This window comes from Kitasatospora sp. NPDC034035, assembly GCF_055575755.1.
The window spans coordinates 25564-41616 of the sequence record NZ_JBVISA010000052.1 but is presented as its reverse complement, the minus strand read 5'-3'; the positions used below and the strand labels follow the sequence as shown (position 1 = coordinate 41616).

Below are 16053 nucleotides of genomic sequence, written 5' to 3'. Positions count from 1 at the left end.
GGCAGGATCGCCAGCAGCATGCGGACATTTGAGACCAGATCCGGGAAGATCATGCCTCAGGGTCCTGTGCTGTACGACGTGCTTCCGCAGTACACCGACGACAAGAGCACCATTCCGAATGGGTGGGGGATGGGGTTTTACGGCTGGGACGCTAGGGAGTGTTCTGAGTTTGGATCATGATGTGGGTCTCAGGCTGCGGAGCCAGATGACGGCACCGCACAGGTGCAGGCCGGCTTCGTAGCTGGTCGGGGTCTTGTCGTAGCGGGTCGCCGGACCCCGCCAGTTCTTGATCTTGTTGATGGCGCGCTCGACGGTGTTGCGGTCGCGGTAGAGGTCCACGTCGTGGCTGACGGGCCGTCCGCCGCTACTGCCCTTCTTCTTGCGGTTGGCGGCCTGGTCGTCCTTCTCCGGGATCACCGCCTTGATGCGGCGTCTGCGCAGGTAGGCGCGGGTACCGCGGGCGGAGTACGCCTTGTCTGCGGCGACCGCGTCGGGGCGGGTGCGGGGCCGGCCGACCGGGCCGCGGACCTTGATCTTGTCCATGACGGCGGTGAACTGCGGATTGTCCGCGCTCTGGCCCGGCGTGACCACGAAGGACAGCGGACGGCAGCGCCGCTCGGCCGCCAGATGGGTCTTCGTGGTCAGCCCGCCCCGCGAACGCCCCAGCGCGGCTGCCTTGAGCCGCGCCCGGCGGCGCCGACGCATGCGGCGCTTTCCTTCTCGTGCGGCCTCGTCCGCAGCACTGCCCTGGTCGGCTACCGGCCCGGTTTGTCCCTTCGCAGGATCCCCTTTTCCTCTGCGACCGCCTTCTCCAACTCCTCCAGTAGCTCGGCGTCCACGACCATCCCGGCCGCGTGGTGGTGTGCTCGGGCGACGGTGGAGTCGACGCTGACCAGCGACAAGTCAACCTGGCCGCGCGCGGCGGCCTCAGCGATCATCCCGTCCATCAAGACCTGGAAGACGCCCTTGAGCGCCCAGGAGTAGCTGGGGCTCCACCCGGACCGGCCGGACGCCGGCGAGGACGAGGCCGGCGATGACGGACGTGTGCGCGTCCCGACCAACGAGCAGTTCCTCGTGCGGCCCGGTCGTAGGAGCGCTCGCCCTTTGGCGGGGTGTCCGGTGACGGCCTCGGCCAGGCCTGGGGCGGGGTCTGGCCGATGAGGTACTCGATGCGCGGGCCGTGGACACGCCCTACTGCGGGGTGGGGGCGGTCAGCGGGGCGAAGGTCTGCCGGAGGTCGACGACCGTGGTGGGGCCCTTCACCCAGGCGAGCGGGGCATGGTGCACCCGGACTCCGGCCGGTTCCCGGAGCAGCGCTTCGCCGGCCGCGTTCTGCGGCCACTCCACCGAGCCGGTGGCGGTCCGCGCGGGGATGAGCCAGTAGTCGCCCCGGGTGTATTCGCCGCCCGGCCGGAAGTACACCTGGACGCCGTCCTCCAGGTCGAGCCAGGCGCCCTCCTGGAGCTGCAGGGCGCCGCCGGCCAGCGGCAGGGCGTCCCGGCCGCGGGGCGCCCGGTGGTCCCAGCGGCGCAGGAACGGGTGGCGCTCGGCCAGCCGCCCGACCTCCGGCACCGGTTCGGCGGACAGCCGCACCCGGCGCCCCGGCAGGTCGGTCTCCTCCACCTGGAGCAGGTTCGCCGCCTCGCCCCGGCTGACGTACGCGCTGTCCGCGACCTCGACCCAGTCGCCGACCGAGAGGCTGAGCTTGTCGTCGTCGCCCAGTGTGGTGAGGTCGGCCCAGACGCCCTCGATCGAGGCGATCGGCAGGACGACCGAGCCGTTCTCCCGGGACCACTTGAACGTGGCGCAGCCCTCCGCCGAGCCGCCGTGGTGGACCTCCACCCGGTACAGCTGGTTCTCCGGGCCCCGGTAGCCGGCCTCGGGGTGGGCCAGGCACGGGTCCTCGCTCGCCCGCTCCGGCCGCCGGGCGCGCGCGGCCAGCAGCCCGCCCGGCCGCTCGTGCGCCTCGGCCCACGCGTCGAAGGCCTCCCGCACCCGGGACGCCCCGCCGTCCGGAACACTCAACTCCGAGGCGGGCAGGGCGAGTACCTGCCAGACGAGCTTGGCCCGGGCCGCCGTGTCGGGCATCGCCGCACCGAGCGCGACCTCGCGGATCTCCGGGTCCTCGACGGCGGTGACGCTGCGCTCCCAGACCTTCAGGTAGACCAGGAACGGGAATTCGCCGGGCAGCCGGTCGCCGTCGCGCTCCTGGTCCCGGTAGGCGTCCGGCTGGTCCCAGTACGTCCAGCCGGCGGGTGCCTCCCGGGCGTCGCCGCCGTCGCCCTGGCCGCCGTCGTGGGGCACGGCGATGCCGGGCTCGGGCCGGTCGGCCTCGCACAGGATGCCGTCCACGTAGTAGCGGCCGCCGCCGATGGTGAGGTCGTCCACGTCGTGGTTGCCCGGCAGGTAGCCGATCGCGAATCCGGCCGCCGCGGCCGGTCCGCCGCGGCGGCCGATCAGGTCGGCGGCGAGCGTGCGCAGTTGGTACCGCTCGATTGCGGCCTGCTCGTTGGCGTCGGCGTCGAGCTGGACCCGGCCCTGCTGGGTCAGCACCGCGGAGTAGTGCTTGCCGGGCCGGAAGGTCAGGCGCGAGAAGTCTGCGTGCACGGTTTCCCTTTCGGATTCACTCGGGGCGGGTCGTCGGGGCGGGTCGTCGGAGCGGGTCAGGAGGCGTGGAAGATCCCGGCGTCGGTGCCGGCCGGGGTGTACTCGGCCAGCCGGGCCCGCAGGTTGTCCTCGCGCTGGGGCTGGAACAGGTCGTGGAAGGCCCCGAGTTCGGAGCGGTCCTCGGCGCCGCGGGTGATCTCTGGCGCGCACCCGGCGGCCAACTGGCCGTAGCCGGGCGTGCCGTACCGCAGGCTGGTGAACAGCGGGCGGACCCGCTCGGCCTCCAGCTCGCGCAGCCGGGCGGCCTGCGCCGGGTCCAGCTCGCCGCGCTCGACCAGCTCGGTCACCGCCGAGCGCACCAGGTCCGGCTGGCACTCGTACCGGCGCGGGGTGCGCGAGCACGGCGGGACGTAGCAGAACCGCAGGCAGCCGAGCGAGCGGCGGGCCACCCGCAGCCGCCCGGTGAACACGCAGTCCTCGGCGATCGGCACCGCGTGGGTGTGCACCTCGCCGACCACCGTGGACCGGTGGGCGTGCAGCAGGGCGTAGGCGTGCTCGCAGTCGGGCCCGGAGAGCGCCGGGCGCTCGGGCCCGGTGGCGTCCAGGATGCTGTCGGCGAGGTGGATCTCCAGCGGGTCGGTGTCGACCTCGTCGCCGACGACCTGGATCGTGCCCAGGATGCTGCGCTCGATCGTCACGCAGGCGGTGGTGTGGTCCAGCACGAGGCTGGGCTCCTGCGGCGAGTGCGGTTCGCAGTGCGGCTCCAGCGACCAGCCCGGCACCAGGGTGCAGTGCCGCAGGGTGACGGAGGCCAGCGGTCCGGTGACGTTGACGCCGCGACCGGTGATCAGCAGCCCGTCCAGGACCAGCCGCCCGCCCGGGCGGACGCCCCGGACGTTGAGCGCGTCCGGCCGGTTGCTGTACCAGTCGAGCAGCCGGATCACCGGCCGGGTGCCCTCGGCGGCGCGCAGTTCGAGGCGGTCGTCGGCCGTCAGGTCGAAGTCCAGCTGTTCCTGGTAGGCGCCGCTGTGGGTGATCTCGATGATGGCGGCGCCGCCCGCGCTGCCGGACTCCTGGTCGGCGCGCCACTTCTCGTAGGCGTCGTTGATCCGCTCGTACGGCCCGCCGGGGCCGACCCGGTAGACCGTCCGGTGCCGGGCCTCCGGGCGGTCGCGCGGGTACTCCCCGCCGCCGGTGTCGTCGCCGGACGCGTAGTGGTAGTCGACCCAGACGCCGCGGCGCGGGGCGGAGCGGGCGCCGAATGCGATCCGGCCGAGCAGCGGGTCGACGGCGACCTGCCCGCGCTTGGGCCGGTACGTCCAGCCGCTCAGGTCGGCCACCGTGATCTCGGCGGGCGGGACCGGCTCCTGGGCGCCGTCGCGCCAGATGGCGAAGCTCTTGCCCGGCCCGTAGTAGTCGGCCAGGCGCTCGGAGAGCTGCCGGCGCCGGATCGGGGCCGGCACGTTGTCGATCGTCGCGAGGTGGGTGGTCGACGGCTCCGGCTCGGGTTCGGTGACCAGCTGGGCGTCGTTGCCGAGGACCGAGAAGGTGAAGAGGTTCCTGGCCCGGTCGATGCAGTACGCGGGCGCCCGGGTGACCGGGTACGGCTTCAGCCGCCAGACGTACAGGGCGACACCGGCCGGCGTGTAGCCGCCCTGGCGGCGGGTGGAGGCGGCCCGGCGGACGTCGGCGGTGTGCGCCTGCCCGTCGAAGGGCCCGCCGAGCAGGTCCAGCTCGGCGCCGCGCCGCACGTCGACCAGCCGGCCCCGGCTCAGCCGCTGACGGTCGGCCGGCTCCTCGTCCGGGCGCAGCAGCCGCACCGGCTGGGTGCCGCCGAGCAGCCGGGAGAGCTCCACGGCCCGGGCCGGCCAGTCGGCGACCGAGGCGGACAGTTCCTCCAGCAGGGCGAGCGTGCCCTTGCGCCGGCGGTTGGCGACGGTGTTCGCGACGTCGTGCCGCGGCGCCAGCCGGGCGGCGAGCCGGTCGCGGGCCGCGGCCCGCTCCGGGGAGGCCCCGCCGTGCAGGCCGGTGGCGAGCACCTCCTCGTAGCCGGGCAGGATCCGGTAGCCGACCAGGTCGCCGAGGTAGGCGACGGCCCAGTCGGCGGCGGTCTCCACGAACCAGTCCTGGTAGCCCTGTTCGACGCCGCTGCGGACGACGTCGACCTGCTCGGCGATGACGGCCAGCAGGGCGCGCAGCGGCTCGCCGGCCTCGGCGTCCCGCAGCCGGTGCCACTGCGGCAGCAGCTCCACCAGTTCGTCCGGATCACGACTCATGCGCCCACCTCGCTTCGCTCGGCAGGGGCATTCGCCCACACGCGCCTCTTGACGGTTCGCTCTCCCCCGGCCTCCGGCCGGGGGGACCCCCACCGCTCGCTCATCGGAGCACCTCCTTGAGGATCAACGTGTCGGGCAGGTTCGGTGACAGCAGGGCGAGTTGGGCCGGGCGGATGCCGCGGAACACCGTCACCACGCGGCCGGGCGGCAGCGGCCGGGTGTCGGTGACGGACGGGTTGAGGCGCAGCAGCTCGGCGACCGAGACGCCGTTGCGGGCGGCGATCTCGGTGAGGGTCTCCGCTTCGGGGCCCCGCACCCGGTACCGCTGTTCGTCGAAGCGGGCGAGTCGGGCCGGGACGGTCGGCTGCGGCTGGGCGAGCCGCTCGGACAGGTGTTCCAGGCCCTCCGGGGTGAGGCTGCCGGGCACGCCCGTGAAGGCGTCGGCCTCGACCCAGTCCACGCCGGGGACGGCCTGGGCGGCGGTGAGCACCTCGGACAGGTGGGCGCTCTGGCCGAGTCGGCGCCCGGCGTAGCCGAGCCGGTCGAGCAGGGCGCGGCGCAGCGCCGGTTCGACCAGGTCCCAGGAGTGGTCCGGGTCGACCTTGACGCTCAGGGCGACGACCAGCAGGACGAGTTCGCGCGGCGCGACCTCGACCGGCAGCTTCGGGTCGCCGTAGGTGGTGAGCGAGGACCGCAGGGTGCGGATCAGGTCGGAGTCGGCGGTGAGCGGGATGTCGTCCACCCCGGCCACTGTGACGTGGACGAGCTCCCGCCTGCCGTCCGAGAGCCGGGTGGCGCTCGCGCGCCCGATGCCGGCCCGCGAGCGGGTGAAGTCCTCGTAGTCGGGCACCGAGACCAGCCGGTCCAGGGCGGTGACGGCGAGCGGGATGGTGCGCCTGGCCAGGCCCGGGCCGTCCGGTCCGGCGCCGCCGGTGGCGGGCAGCGGGTTGACGACGGCGGAGACGCCGAGCGGGCGGGTGGTGAGCTGGGTGATCCGTCCGGCGCCGACGTTGCCGCTCTCGCCGATGCCGATCCGGTAGCGGGCGCGGACGTTCTCCCGGCCGGTGGGCAGGCGTGAACCGTGCACGCCGTCGCCGAAGGTGACGGTGGTGCGGCCGTCGGTCGTGGTCGCGCTGACGTAGACCTGTTCGTCCGGGCCGCGCCCGGCGAGGCTGTCGACCTCGTGCCAGCGCACCCCGTCGACCCGGACCTCCAGGGTGCTGCGCGCGCCCCTGGGGGTGTCGGCGGCGAGCCAGGTGAGCGGCGACTGCCAGAGCGTGAAGCGCTGGCCGGGGATGCCGGCGTCGCCGCTGCCGATGGCCTCGTCGCGGGTGGCGCCCTGGGTGGCGCGGACCACGTTGCCGAGGACCTGGACGGTGTCGCGCCGGTAGCGGAAGGCGAGGCGGGCGCTGAGCGTGATGGCGGTGCGGACGGTGTCCCCGGGCAGGCGCGGGTCGACGCTCTGCCCGACGCCGGCGATCATGGCGAGTTCGGTGCCCCGGACCCCGGTGGTGTTCGGGATGTCGGTCCGCTCGCCGCTGACCGCGATCCACCGGCCGGGGGTCAGCCCGTCGTAGAGCCGGGCGAGTTCGATCCGGTCGCCGTGGACCTCCTCGGTGACGGGCTCGTCGGCGAGTCGCAGCGACTCGCCGCGGGCGTAGACGGTGGCGTCCCGGATGTCCGAGAGCTGGGTGTCCTTCTCGTCCAACCACGGCTGCTGCAGGGACAGTTCGGTCACCTTTCCGGTGATGCCGAAGTCGGCGCGGGAGATCACGCGTACGTCGGTCACCCGGGTGATGACCTCGGCGAGGTCGCGGCTGCCCGGGATGCCGCCGTCGATCCCCTTGCGCGGGCGCTGGATGACCACCCAGCTGCCGGGCGCGATCTGGTCGTACACGGCGTCGAGGGCGAGGACCGTGCCGGAGACCGGCTGCAGCTTGGTGGTGAACACCACCTCGACCGCGGGCGGCGACTCGTCGGTCGCGGTGTAGCGGTGGACCCGGACGTTCAGCTCGCCGGACTCGCCGGTCTTCTCCTGGCCCGGGTCGAGCTGGTAGTCGAGCGCGGCGCCGGGCCCGCCGTCGACCTTCACGTGGATGCGGCCGTCGGCCTGCGGGCGGGACACGACGACGGTGCGCTCGGGCAGCTTGGCCAGGAACTTGGCGCTGACCCCGGCCTCCTGGTCGGGAGCGGGCACGGCGGCGCGCACGGCGGCGGCGTGCGGATTCGGCGCCGGCGGCTCGGTGGTGACCACCTTGACCTGTCCGGGCCCGAAGGGGAAGGTGTGGTCCCACGGCAGCGAGAAGGCGTTGTGCGTCAGGCTGCCGGCTTCGACGTACGTGAAGTCGGCGGTCTTCGGGACGGTGCCGGCGGTGTCGAAGCCGACCCGGACGCCGATCAGCGTGCTGCCGGAGAGCGGCCAGTCCACGTAGCGGTCGATCCGGCCGTCGTTGCCGTAGACGGGCTTGAGCGGCGCGGTGGCGCCGAACGGGGTGGCGACCACCCGCATCGCCTGGATCTCGTGCACGGCGAGCGGCGCCGTCAGGTCGACCCGCCGCCAGGCGGGGTAGAGGCCGTCGCGCAGCCGGGGGTCGAGCGCGGACAGCAGCTGCACGCCGAGGTCCGAGCCGGGCGCGAACAGGCGCTGCGGGTCGCGGGCGAGGTCCCGGGCGCTCAGCGGGGGCCGGGTGGGGGCGGTGCGCAGCGCCGCCAGCACCGAGCCGAGTCCGCGGACGGCCGGGTCGGCGGTGCCGATGCCGGGAGGGTGCGGTCCGGGCTTGTCGGGAGCCTGCGGCGGCTCCAGCTGGTGGGCGCGGTCGCGCAGGCCGGACAGCTCCTCGCCGAGGCGTCCGAACCAGTCGGCCACCGGCTGCTGGGAGCGCGCCAGTTCGGCGGCCTCGGCCGACCGGGAGATCACCGGGGCGAGCCGCTCGGCGAAGTCCGCGGGGGTGCTCAGCGGGCCGGACGGCCGGTCGAGGTCGGCGCGCAGCGGGGCCAGCACCTGGTCGTCGAAGTCCCGGACGATCCGGCTGTGCCCGGGCCTGGGGTTCGGAGCGTTCTCGGTGACGGTGATCCAGTCCGCCAGCTCGGCGCGCAGGTCCTTGAGGGTGCGCAGGTCCCGGGGCAGCCCGATCACCGTGACGTCGTTCTCGCGGTCGAGCCGCACCTCGGGCACCAGCCGCAGCACCCGGTGGACCGGGTCGGCTGCCTTGTCGGCGCTGAACACGAACAGCAGCCGGTCGCCGGGCTTGATGTTGTTGGCGGTGCCGGCGGCGAACAGCTCGGCCCGGCCGCCGGGGTTCAGCTGTCCGGGCGTCAGCTGGTACGGGCGGCGGCGCAGCACCGCCAGTTCGTTCCAGGCGGAGCGGGCGGCGAGGTCCTCGGCGGTCTCGAAGGACTGCGGGTCCTCGCCGGGGCCGGGGACGCTCTGGCTGCGGGCGCCGCGCGGGATGGTCACGGTCGGGTCCTCGGCGGCCCGCGGGTCGTGGTCGAGCGTGTAGGCGAGGTAGGTGTCGGCGGCGACGCCGGGCCGGGGCCGGTGCCCGACCAGCCGGCCGAGCAGGGTGAGCGAGCCCTCCTCGGTGGCGGTGCGCAGGTAGCCCTCGTTGGCGATCCGCTCCGAGTAGAAGGTGAGCACGTCGGCGAGCACGGCCCAGGAGTCCAGCAGCGCGATCGCCGGGTCGTCCGGGGTGCGGACGGTCAGGTCGCGCAGCGCCGGGTAGGCGGGTCCGGACAGCCGGGCGAGCAGGCTGTCGAGGAACTCCCCGTAGCCGCCGACCCGGTAGCCGATGGCGTCGAGCCCGGGCGGGTTGAACAGCGGTACCGGCGTCGCGGTGGCGGTGCCCGCGCAGCCGCAGGTGCACTGGCCGCTCATCGGCCACCTCCGATCACGATCGAGAGCCGGCCGTTCTCCGGCCAGTCGGAGTCGTTGTCGCAGCCGGCGATCTCCAGCCCGCCGAGCCGCAGCAGCCCTTCGGCCAGCTCGCCGTCGTCCCGCCCGAACTGCCGCCGCAGCCGGGTGACCCGGGCACTGACCACGCCCGGTACGGCGGCGGCCGCGGCCACCAGCCGGGAGACCCGCACCGGCTCGCCGAAGCCCAGCGCGTCCGGGTGGAAGAAGCCGAGGCGGCCGTCCGGCAGGGCGCGGTTGCTCAAGCCCCGCCGCAACTCGGCGAGCACGTGGCCGCGTTGGTAGCCCGGGGCGGCGCAGACCTGCAGTTCGAGGTCGAGCGGCACCACCAGGGCGGGGCGGACGACCAGGTCGTGGCCGATCCGGCGGTACGCCTCCAGGCCGTGTCCGACCGCTTCGAGCAGGGCGGTGTCCGCGGTGGCGTGCCCGTACGGCTCGACGGCGACGTGGACCTCCTGGACGCTGCCGGTCCAGCGGAGTTCGGCGGCGGCCCGCCGGACGCCCGGCAGGGTTGCGGCCAGCTCCGCGTAGTCGGCGGCGGTGACGGCGCGCAGCCGGGTGCGGCTCAGCGCGAGCGGGGCCGACTGCCGTACCTGGTCGAGCGGTTCGGGATCGGTGCCGCCGCTCGCGGGCATCGGGTTGCGGACCCGGAGCAGCGCGTCCTGCGGCGGTACGACGGTGCTGCGCCCCCTCGGGTGGGGCGGCTGGTCCTGGCAGACCACCAGGTGGTTGATGGCCTCCGCGCCGACGTTGCCGGCCGTGCCGTTGCCGATCCGGTAGGCGACCCGCAACTCCGCGCCGGGCCGGGGCGGCTGACCGTGCCGCCCGTCGCCGAACCGCAGCGCGAGGTGGCCGTCGTCCTCCGGCTCGCCGACGAAGTGCCGGTCGCGCGGGCCGTCGGCGAGCAGGTCCCGGCGGGGCGTCCACTCCTGGCCCCCGGCGGTGGCCCGGACGGCCGGCAGTGCGGCACGAGGGTCCTGGACGGCGATCCCGGACGCCGGGCCGGCCAGCGCGGGGGAGTCGGGGTCGAGCCCGGAGGCGTACCGGCCGCCCCAGCTCTGCGCCACCTCCCAGACGCCGGGCCGCCGGAGCACCCCGCCGGAGCGGGCCCGGGCGGTGAGCACCTCGAGGCGGCGCAGTTTGGCGGCGAGCAGGCGGGTGCGGCGGGCCAGCAGTTCACGCAGCCCGGCGGCGGGCCGTTCGGCGAGGTGCAGCTCATGGACCACCTGGGCCCCGAACAGCAGGGTCAGTTCGGCGAGTTCGGCGCGGGAGAGGGGGTGGCCGCAGTCCGCCCGGTGCCACAGCTCCTCCAGCCGCCGGCGGACCCGTTCGGGGATGCCGGCGAGCAGGGCGGCCTGCCGGGCGCAGACGTGCGCCCGGTCGGGGTAGGCGGCCGCCTGGGTGACCGGCGCGTAGCGCAGCACCGGCCGGAAAGGCTGCGGCAGGACGGGGTAGCGGGTCTGGTCGAGCAGCGTCTCCAGCGTCGCCGCCTGGGCGTCGGCCGTGGGCGGCTCGACCACGCTGCCCTGGCCGTCCTCGCCCTCCGCGCTCGCGCCCGGCGCGAGCTGGATGCTCAGCCCGGCCCGCCGGACCGCCGCCTCGCCGAGCAGCGCGTACAGCTCGCGGACCTGCTGCGGGCCGAGCTGGCGGCCGGTCCTGGTCCGGTCGAGCAGTTCGTGGATCGCCTCCGCGGCGGGGCTGCCCCCGGTGCGGTCCGCGCAGCCGGATCCGTCCGGCCCGCAGGGTGCCACCCGGACCGGCTCCGGCGGCACCGCGAAGGTCTCCGGGGCTCCGCCGCAGAAGGTGAGCGAGCGGCCGTGGTCGACCAGGACGACGTTGCCGCGGGCGACGCTCACGTCGGTGATCGGGCCGCAGTCGCTCCCGCCGTGTGCGGACAGGCAGACCGGGAAGGAGAGGGCGTCCTCCGGTGCCCACTCGACCTCGACCACGGGCTGCCGGTACAGCTCGTCGACCAGGTGGGTGACCGAGGTGAGCCGGACGGCCTGGCGGTGCGCGGGGTCGGCGTCGGCGGCGGCGCCGGTGCGCGGGCCGAGCACCTCCTCGACGACCAGCAGGTCGCCGGGGCGCAGCGCCAGGTGCCGGGTGCGGTCCTCGGGCCGGTCGGCCTCGTGCCAGTCGTCGCGCAGGGTGGCGGAGGTCGCGCCCTTCGGCAGGACGCAGTCCTGGTCGCCCCAGGTCCAGAACCGGATGGTGTTGTGCTCGGGGCGCAGCACCAGGTCCGTTCCGCCGAGCGGCTCGAACACCTCGACCGCCGCGGTCCGGCTGAGCGCGTCCAGTTGCTCGTCGGGGATCACCGTGGACAGCTCCGGGCGTTCCTGCGGGCCGAGCCGGCTGACGTCGACGGCGGCGAAGCGGAAGCCGCCGGGGTGGAGGGTGAGCGGGCGGTCCGTCGCCAGGGCGACGAACGCCCGGGCGTTGCAGCCGTCGTGCACGGCGTAGTCGATCAGCCGGACGTGCCGGCGTACCGAGACCCGGCGTCGGGCGGTGTCGAGGTACGCCTCGGTGGCCACCGCGTCCTGCTGGTAGGAGAGCTGGTCGGCGGTGTGGGCGAGCAGCTCGACCAGGGTGATGCCGAGGTCGGGCAGGTGCCGCTCGGTCCAGCCGGGGGTGGTCAGGCTCATCCGGTCCAGCACGAGCCGGCGCAGGCTCTCGTAGTCGCGGGCGGTGTAGTCGATGACGGCGGACGCCGGGGCGGAGGGCGGGCAGCTCTCCTCGGTGCGGCAGTCGTAGGGCGAGGGGCAGTCGGCGCCGAAGGAGAACCCGGTGCTCGCGTACCTCGGGTCGAAGCCCGGGTACGGTCGGGTGCCCGGCCGGCCGTAGGCGTCCGCCTCGACCACGGTCAGCCGGTAGCGGGAGGTGTCGCCGGCCCGGTCGAGGGTGACGTGCATCCGGTCGTCCAGCTCCGGGTCGTCCGCGCGCTCGATATCGACCGCGAGGGCGCGCAGTCCGGTGATCCGGCGGCCGCCGTCGACGCGGATGTTCTCCAGGCCGAGCTCGCCCGGCGCCCGGCCGAGGAAGGTCACGGTCAGCGTGCGTCCGTCGTCCTCCGGCTCGGCGCCGTCCAGGCCCAGCAGGTGCGCCGCGCGCACGTCGGCGCGCCGCGGGTCCGCCCCGCACTGTGCCGTCGGGCGTTCGGATCGCCCGGTCATGCCGCCACCCCGCCCTCGAACACGTCGTGCCGCTGCGTACCGGTCCGGCGGACCACGTAGGCCAGCTCGACCCGCACCACGTTGTCCTCGCTCTCCACGTCGAGCCCGGCGACCTCGATGACGTCGCCGAGCCACCGCTGCAGCGCCGCCTGGACGGACAGCTGCAGGGTGGCCGCCAGCTCCGGGCTGTTCGGCGCGAAGACCAGGTCGAGCAGCCCGCAGCCGAAGTCCGGGTGCATGACCCGCTCACCGGGGCTGGTGAACAGCAACTGCTCGATCAGGTCGCGCACATGGTCGTCGTACGCCGCCTCGGCGGTGCGCCCGCGGCTGTCGATCCGGAACGGGAACGCGAGGTCCGTCCGGGCCGGACCGGGCAGCGGAGCCGTCGGCCCGGCGCCGGGCCCGGGCTGCTGTGCGGCGTGCGCACCCCCGGTGTTCATGGGCCCGGTGTCCATGGGCCTGGTGTTCATGGGCCTGGTGTTCATACGCCCTCCGCCCGCTGCTGGACGACGGTCACGACCGGCGGCCCCTGCGGGACCTGCTCGGCGCTCTGGCACAGCCCGATGGCGGACTGCGGCAGCGCGGGGGAGCCGTTCACCCGGATCCGGGCGGACGGCAGCACCCAGCGGACCGTCACACAGGGCTGCGGCTTGCCGGCCACGTTGAACGGGCAGCCGGTCACGGTGTACGGGTCGGCCGTACTGGTGACGGCCTGGCCGGCGACCAGCACCCGCGCCTGGGCGGGCCGGGCCGTCGCCTGGGCGCCGTGCGGGCAGGTCACCGTCGCATTGACGTGCAGCAGATTTCCGGTCATGACGTTCTCCCCCGTCAGGTCACGCTCAGGGCGTCCTGGTTGATGGAAACGGTGGCGCCGACGAGCGAGATCGAGGCGCCCTGGCCGTTGCTGATCTGGATGCCCGAGTCGTTGATCACGATCGAGGCCCCGCTCGGGGTGCGGAGCGTGATCCCCGTGGTCGGGTCGTCGGACAGGACGATCACCCGCCGCCCGGTGGTCTCCAGCACCGTGTTCGGCGCCCCCGGCGGGCCGGTCGTGGCCTCCACCGGGACCTCCGAGGCGGAGCCGTACCAGCAGCCCGTCCAGATCGGGTAGCTCTGGTCGCCCTGCTCGAACTCCACCCACACGCCCGCCCCGACCGGCGGGACCGCGTAGTGCCCCATGCCCGGACCGGCCACCGGGAAGCAGGGCATCGCCCAGGTCGACACGGCCTCGCCCAGCACGTCGGGCACCTGGGCCTGGATGCGGCCGATCCCGAGCGGGTCGGCGTTGTTCACCACCGTCCCCCGGAACTTGCCGAGGTAGCGGGTCGGTTCGGCCATGCGGGCAACTCCTGCTGCGGTGTTAGGGGATGACGGTCGGCTGGAGGGCGATCAGGCCCTCGCGGGTCAGGGTGAAGTTCTGGGTGTACGAGCCGCGCTTGAGGTTGTGGGTGACGCTCTTGACGAAGTAGAGGCCGTCGTAGGTGAGCCCGGCGCCGCGGACGCCGACCAGCTCGCGCGGGCGCAGCACGTGCCCGTAGCGGACGACGTCGAGCTGGCCGGAGCCGGAGACGGCGTCCGCCGACTGCATCGCCTTGGCGATGGTCTCGGCGACGGCCTGGGTGGTGTCCTTCTTGGCGGTGTCGGCGATGACCTTCTTCTTCAGCGCCGGCGCGGGCTTGAGCGCCAGCGGCGGGCGCAGGACGCTGACCTCCGGCACCGGCAGGACGGAGGACACCTTGGTCGCCGGGAGCTGGATGCGGGCCTCCGGCTCCTCGCGGGCCGTGCCGTCGAAGGCGAAGGTCAGCTGGTCGACGTTGGACAGCGCGTCCATGTTCACGTTCAGCGCGTGCTGCGGGACGCCGAGCCGGTTCTCCGGCCCCCAGTAGGCCCGGCTCATCCCGGGGACCGGGCCCGGGTCGAGGTAGAACACGTAACCGTTGGCCTTCGCCAGCTCGCTGACGTACCCGAGGTCGGTGCCCTTCTGGAAGTCGATCCGCCGGGTGGGCATCGGCGTCTGCGGCACCAGCTCGGGGACGACCAGCGGCAGGATGCCGTACTGCCCGTACTTTCCGATGATCGCGGCGACCCGGGCCGCCGGGGACATCGCGGGGAAGGGCACCCCGGCCTGCTCCTCCAGGTCCATCAGCACCGTCAGGTCCTCGCCGGTGACGGTGAGCGTGGACTGGCCGGGCTGGTTGCTGATGCCCACCTCCTGGCGGATGATCACACCGTCCATCAGCACGGTCGGGGTGCCCGTGACGGTCACCATCAGCACGACCCTGATCTTCGGGTCGAAGAAGCCGCCCGGCAGCAGCGCGGTGTTGATCAGACCCTGCTTCGACAGGTCGAAGGCGAGCTGGAACCCACTGCGCTGCCCGGACGCCACCGTGACCTGCGCCGACAGCAGGGCGTCCGTCACCGGCTGCGGCACCGGCACCGGGATCTGCGGACCCATCAGCAGGCTGAGGTGGATCGACCCGACCGGCCCGCCTCCCGTGACGGCCGAGAGGTCAGGCATTGCCCACCCCCGGCACCGCACCGGGCAGCGCGATGGTGATCCGCCGGCCCGGCGTCGCGGTCAACTCCCGCGGATCGACCACCGGGTTGGCGTCGGCGATCCGCCACCACTGGTCGGCGCTGCCGAGGTAGCGGTTCGCGAGCAGGTCGAGGCGGTCGCCGGCGCTCACGGTGTGCTCGGCCAGCGGGGTCAGACCGTCCGCGCTCGGCAGCAGCCTCCGCCGCAGGTACGGCACCTGCCGCCCGTCCGGCGTCGTGTGCAGGGCCACCGGGACGCCGTGGTACCGGCTGGTCAGCGGGTACGGCGAGGGCGCGGGCAGCGCGCCGGACGCGGGGTCGACGGTCATCGGAGTCCCCCTCCCAGGCCGAGCACACTCAACCGGCCGTCGGCCGCGGCGCCGACCAACCGCTCCTTCTGCGCCAGGTGCGCCAGGTACAGCTCGGCCCCGCGGTGGCCGGTCGGCAGATCGGTGACGGTCAGCACGCGCAGGCCGATCGCGACGGCGGCCCTGATCGGATTCAGTTCGATGTCGAACGCCTCTTCGGTGATGGTGAGTTCGGTCAGCCGCACCGGCAGGATCCGCTTGCTGCCCCAGGTGAACAGCGTCAGCGGCGCCTCGACCGGCGTGATCTCCAGGGTCCCCGCCGCGGCGAGCGCCTGATTGGTCCTCAGCTGTGCACTGGCCGGCTGCACCAGCAACTCCAGCGTCGCCAGCTGCGGATGGATCCCGTTCGGCGACGGCACGTCCAACTGGTCCGTCGCGTCCAGCTCCGCGGTGAACTTCCACGTCTCCACGGCCGGCCCCTTCAGCCGCAGCGCCTCCGTCCGGTCCCCGCTCCCGTCCGCCCCCGCCACCTGCGGCGCCAACGACCGCTCCAGGCTGTCCGGATTGAACTGCAGCACGATGACCCGCTGCGGCGTCCCCCGCTGCGGATCCACGATGACCAGCCCGGACCGCACGGGCCTGGGAATGTCCGCGTAGGGCATCAGGAGTCGCCTTCCGTTCGGGCCAGACCCTCCAGCAGGACCCGGGCGTTGTGCCGGACGTGGTCCACCGGGTCCGTCCGGCTCAGCTCCTCCACCACGGCCACCAGGCCGGGCCAGGGCAGGTACCCGGTGGCGAGCACCACCGCCTGTCGGACCGCCGGATCGTCGTCCCGGGCGGTGTCGGCGAGCGCCTCGACCACCGACCGGTCCTCCGGGCCGTCGGCGGTCAGCGCGGCGGCGTAGAGGGCGATGAGCTTGTCGTTCCGGTCGGCAGCCTGACGCAGGGCGGTCAAGGCCTCGTCCAGGGCCCAGACCCGGCAGCGGGACCGGAGCTCCGCCTCGGTGTCGGCCGTGCCGTCGCCCCGGATCGTGACGTACCGCATGCCGATGATCCCGTCGTCGACGTAGTGCACCTCGGCTCCGCCGCCCGGGGTGAGCCAGCTGTCGACGACGGCGCCGTCCTCCTTCCGTCCGAGGTCGAGGAGGTCCCAGAAGAGGTCCCAGACGACCAGCTTGAAGTCGTGCTCGCTGAAATCGGGCGTGAGGACCAGGCGGGTGAACGATCGGGACATGCGAGTCTTCCTC

12 protein-coding genes and 2 pseudogenes are annotated in these 16053 nt (G+C 74.1%); 1 reads left to right on the top strand and 13 read right to left on the bottom strand.

Annotated features, from left to right (window positions below; genetic code table 11):
* A partial coding sequence (locus ACZ52J_RS40100; RefSeq protein ID WP_465626072.1) for a hypothetical protein occupies window positions 1-180 on the top strand: 180 nt, incomplete at its 5' end.
* On the opposite strand, the pseudogene ACZ52J_RS40095 reads toward ACZ52J_RS40100, so the two are convergent.
* The 13 genes and pseudogenes from ACZ52J_RS40095 to ACZ52J_RS40035 all read right to left on the bottom strand — a co-directional run.
* Window positions 175-995: pseudogene (locus ACZ52J_RS40095) on the bottom strand (IS5 family transposase); the annotation flags it as partial. The gene ACZ52J_RS40100 and the pseudogene ACZ52J_RS40095 overlap by 6 nt on opposite strands.
* Window positions 985-1086, bottom strand: a pseudogene (locus ACZ52J_RS40090) (aminotransferase class I/II-fold pyridoxal phosphate-dependent enzyme); the annotation flags it as partial. The pseudogenes ACZ52J_RS40090 and ACZ52J_RS40095, both read right to left, overlap by 11 nt.
* Before the next feature lie 105 nt (window positions 1087-1191).
* Window positions 1192-2607, bottom strand: coding sequence for a DUF6519 domain-containing protein (locus ACZ52J_RS40085; RefSeq protein WP_465626070.1), 1416 nt, complete (start codon window positions 2605-2607; stop codon window positions 1192-1194).
* A 56-nt stretch (window positions 2608-2663) separates the two neighbouring features.
* Window positions 2664-4883 (bottom strand): hypothetical protein, encoded by a 2220-nt coding sequence (locus tag ACZ52J_RS40080; protein ID WP_465626068.1) that lies wholly within the window; start codon window positions 4881-4883, stop codon window positions 2664-2666.
* 100 nt (window positions 4884-4983) lie between these two features.
* Window positions 4984-8757, bottom strand: a complete 3774-nt coding sequence (locus ACZ52J_RS40075) for a putative baseplate assembly protein (RefSeq protein ID WP_465626066.1) — start codon at window positions 8755-8757, stop codon at window positions 4984-4986.
* A complete protein-coding gene (locus ACZ52J_RS40070) occupies window positions 8754-11963 on the bottom strand; it encodes a putative baseplate assembly protein (RefSeq protein ID WP_465626064.1) in 3210 nt (1069 codons plus the stop codon). The genes ACZ52J_RS40075 and ACZ52J_RS40070 overlap by 4 nt, the downstream gene beginning before the upstream one ends.
* Window positions 11960-12433, bottom strand: coding sequence for a GPW/gp25 family protein (locus ACZ52J_RS40065; RefSeq protein WP_465626062.1), 474 nt, complete (start codon window positions 12431-12433; stop codon window positions 11960-11962). Before ACZ52J_RS40065 ends, ACZ52J_RS40070 begins: the two co-directional genes overlap by 4 nt.
* 11 nt (window positions 12434-12444) lie before the next feature.
* Entirely contained in the window at window positions 12445-12777 is a 333-nt protein-coding gene (locus tag ACZ52J_RS40060) for a hypothetical protein (protein ID WP_465626060.1), read from the bottom strand.
* Between the two features lie 14 nt (window positions 12778-12791).
* On the bottom strand, window positions 12792-13301 hold the full coding sequence (locus ACZ52J_RS40055) for a phage baseplate assembly protein V (protein WP_360262629.1): 510 nt from the start codon (window positions 13299-13301) through the stop codon (window positions 12792-12794).
* A gap of 22 nt (window positions 13302-13323) precedes the next feature.
* Window positions 13324-14481, bottom strand: coding sequence for a hypothetical protein (locus ACZ52J_RS40050; protein WP_465626058.1), 1158 nt, complete (start codon window positions 14479-14481; stop codon window positions 13324-13326).
* Window positions 14474-14827: a LysM peptidoglycan-binding domain-containing protein gene (locus tag ACZ52J_RS40045; RefSeq protein WP_465626056.1), complete on the bottom strand. Its 354-nt coding sequence runs from the start codon at window positions 14825-14827 to the stop codon at window positions 14474-14476. Before ACZ52J_RS40045 ends, ACZ52J_RS40050 begins: the two co-directional genes overlap by 8 nt.
* Window positions 14824-15471, bottom strand: a complete 648-nt coding sequence (locus tag ACZ52J_RS40040; protein WP_465626074.1) for a CIS tube protein — start codon at window positions 15469-15471, stop codon at window positions 14824-14826. Before ACZ52J_RS40040 ends, ACZ52J_RS40045 begins: the two co-directional genes overlap by 4 nt.
* Window positions 15468-16040, bottom strand: a complete 573-nt coding sequence (locus ACZ52J_RS40035) for a HEAT repeat domain-containing protein (protein WP_465626054.1) — start codon at window positions 16038-16040, stop codon at window positions 15468-15470. Before ACZ52J_RS40035 ends, ACZ52J_RS40040 begins: the two co-directional genes overlap by 4 nt.
* Window positions 16041-16053: the final 13 nt, after the last annotated feature.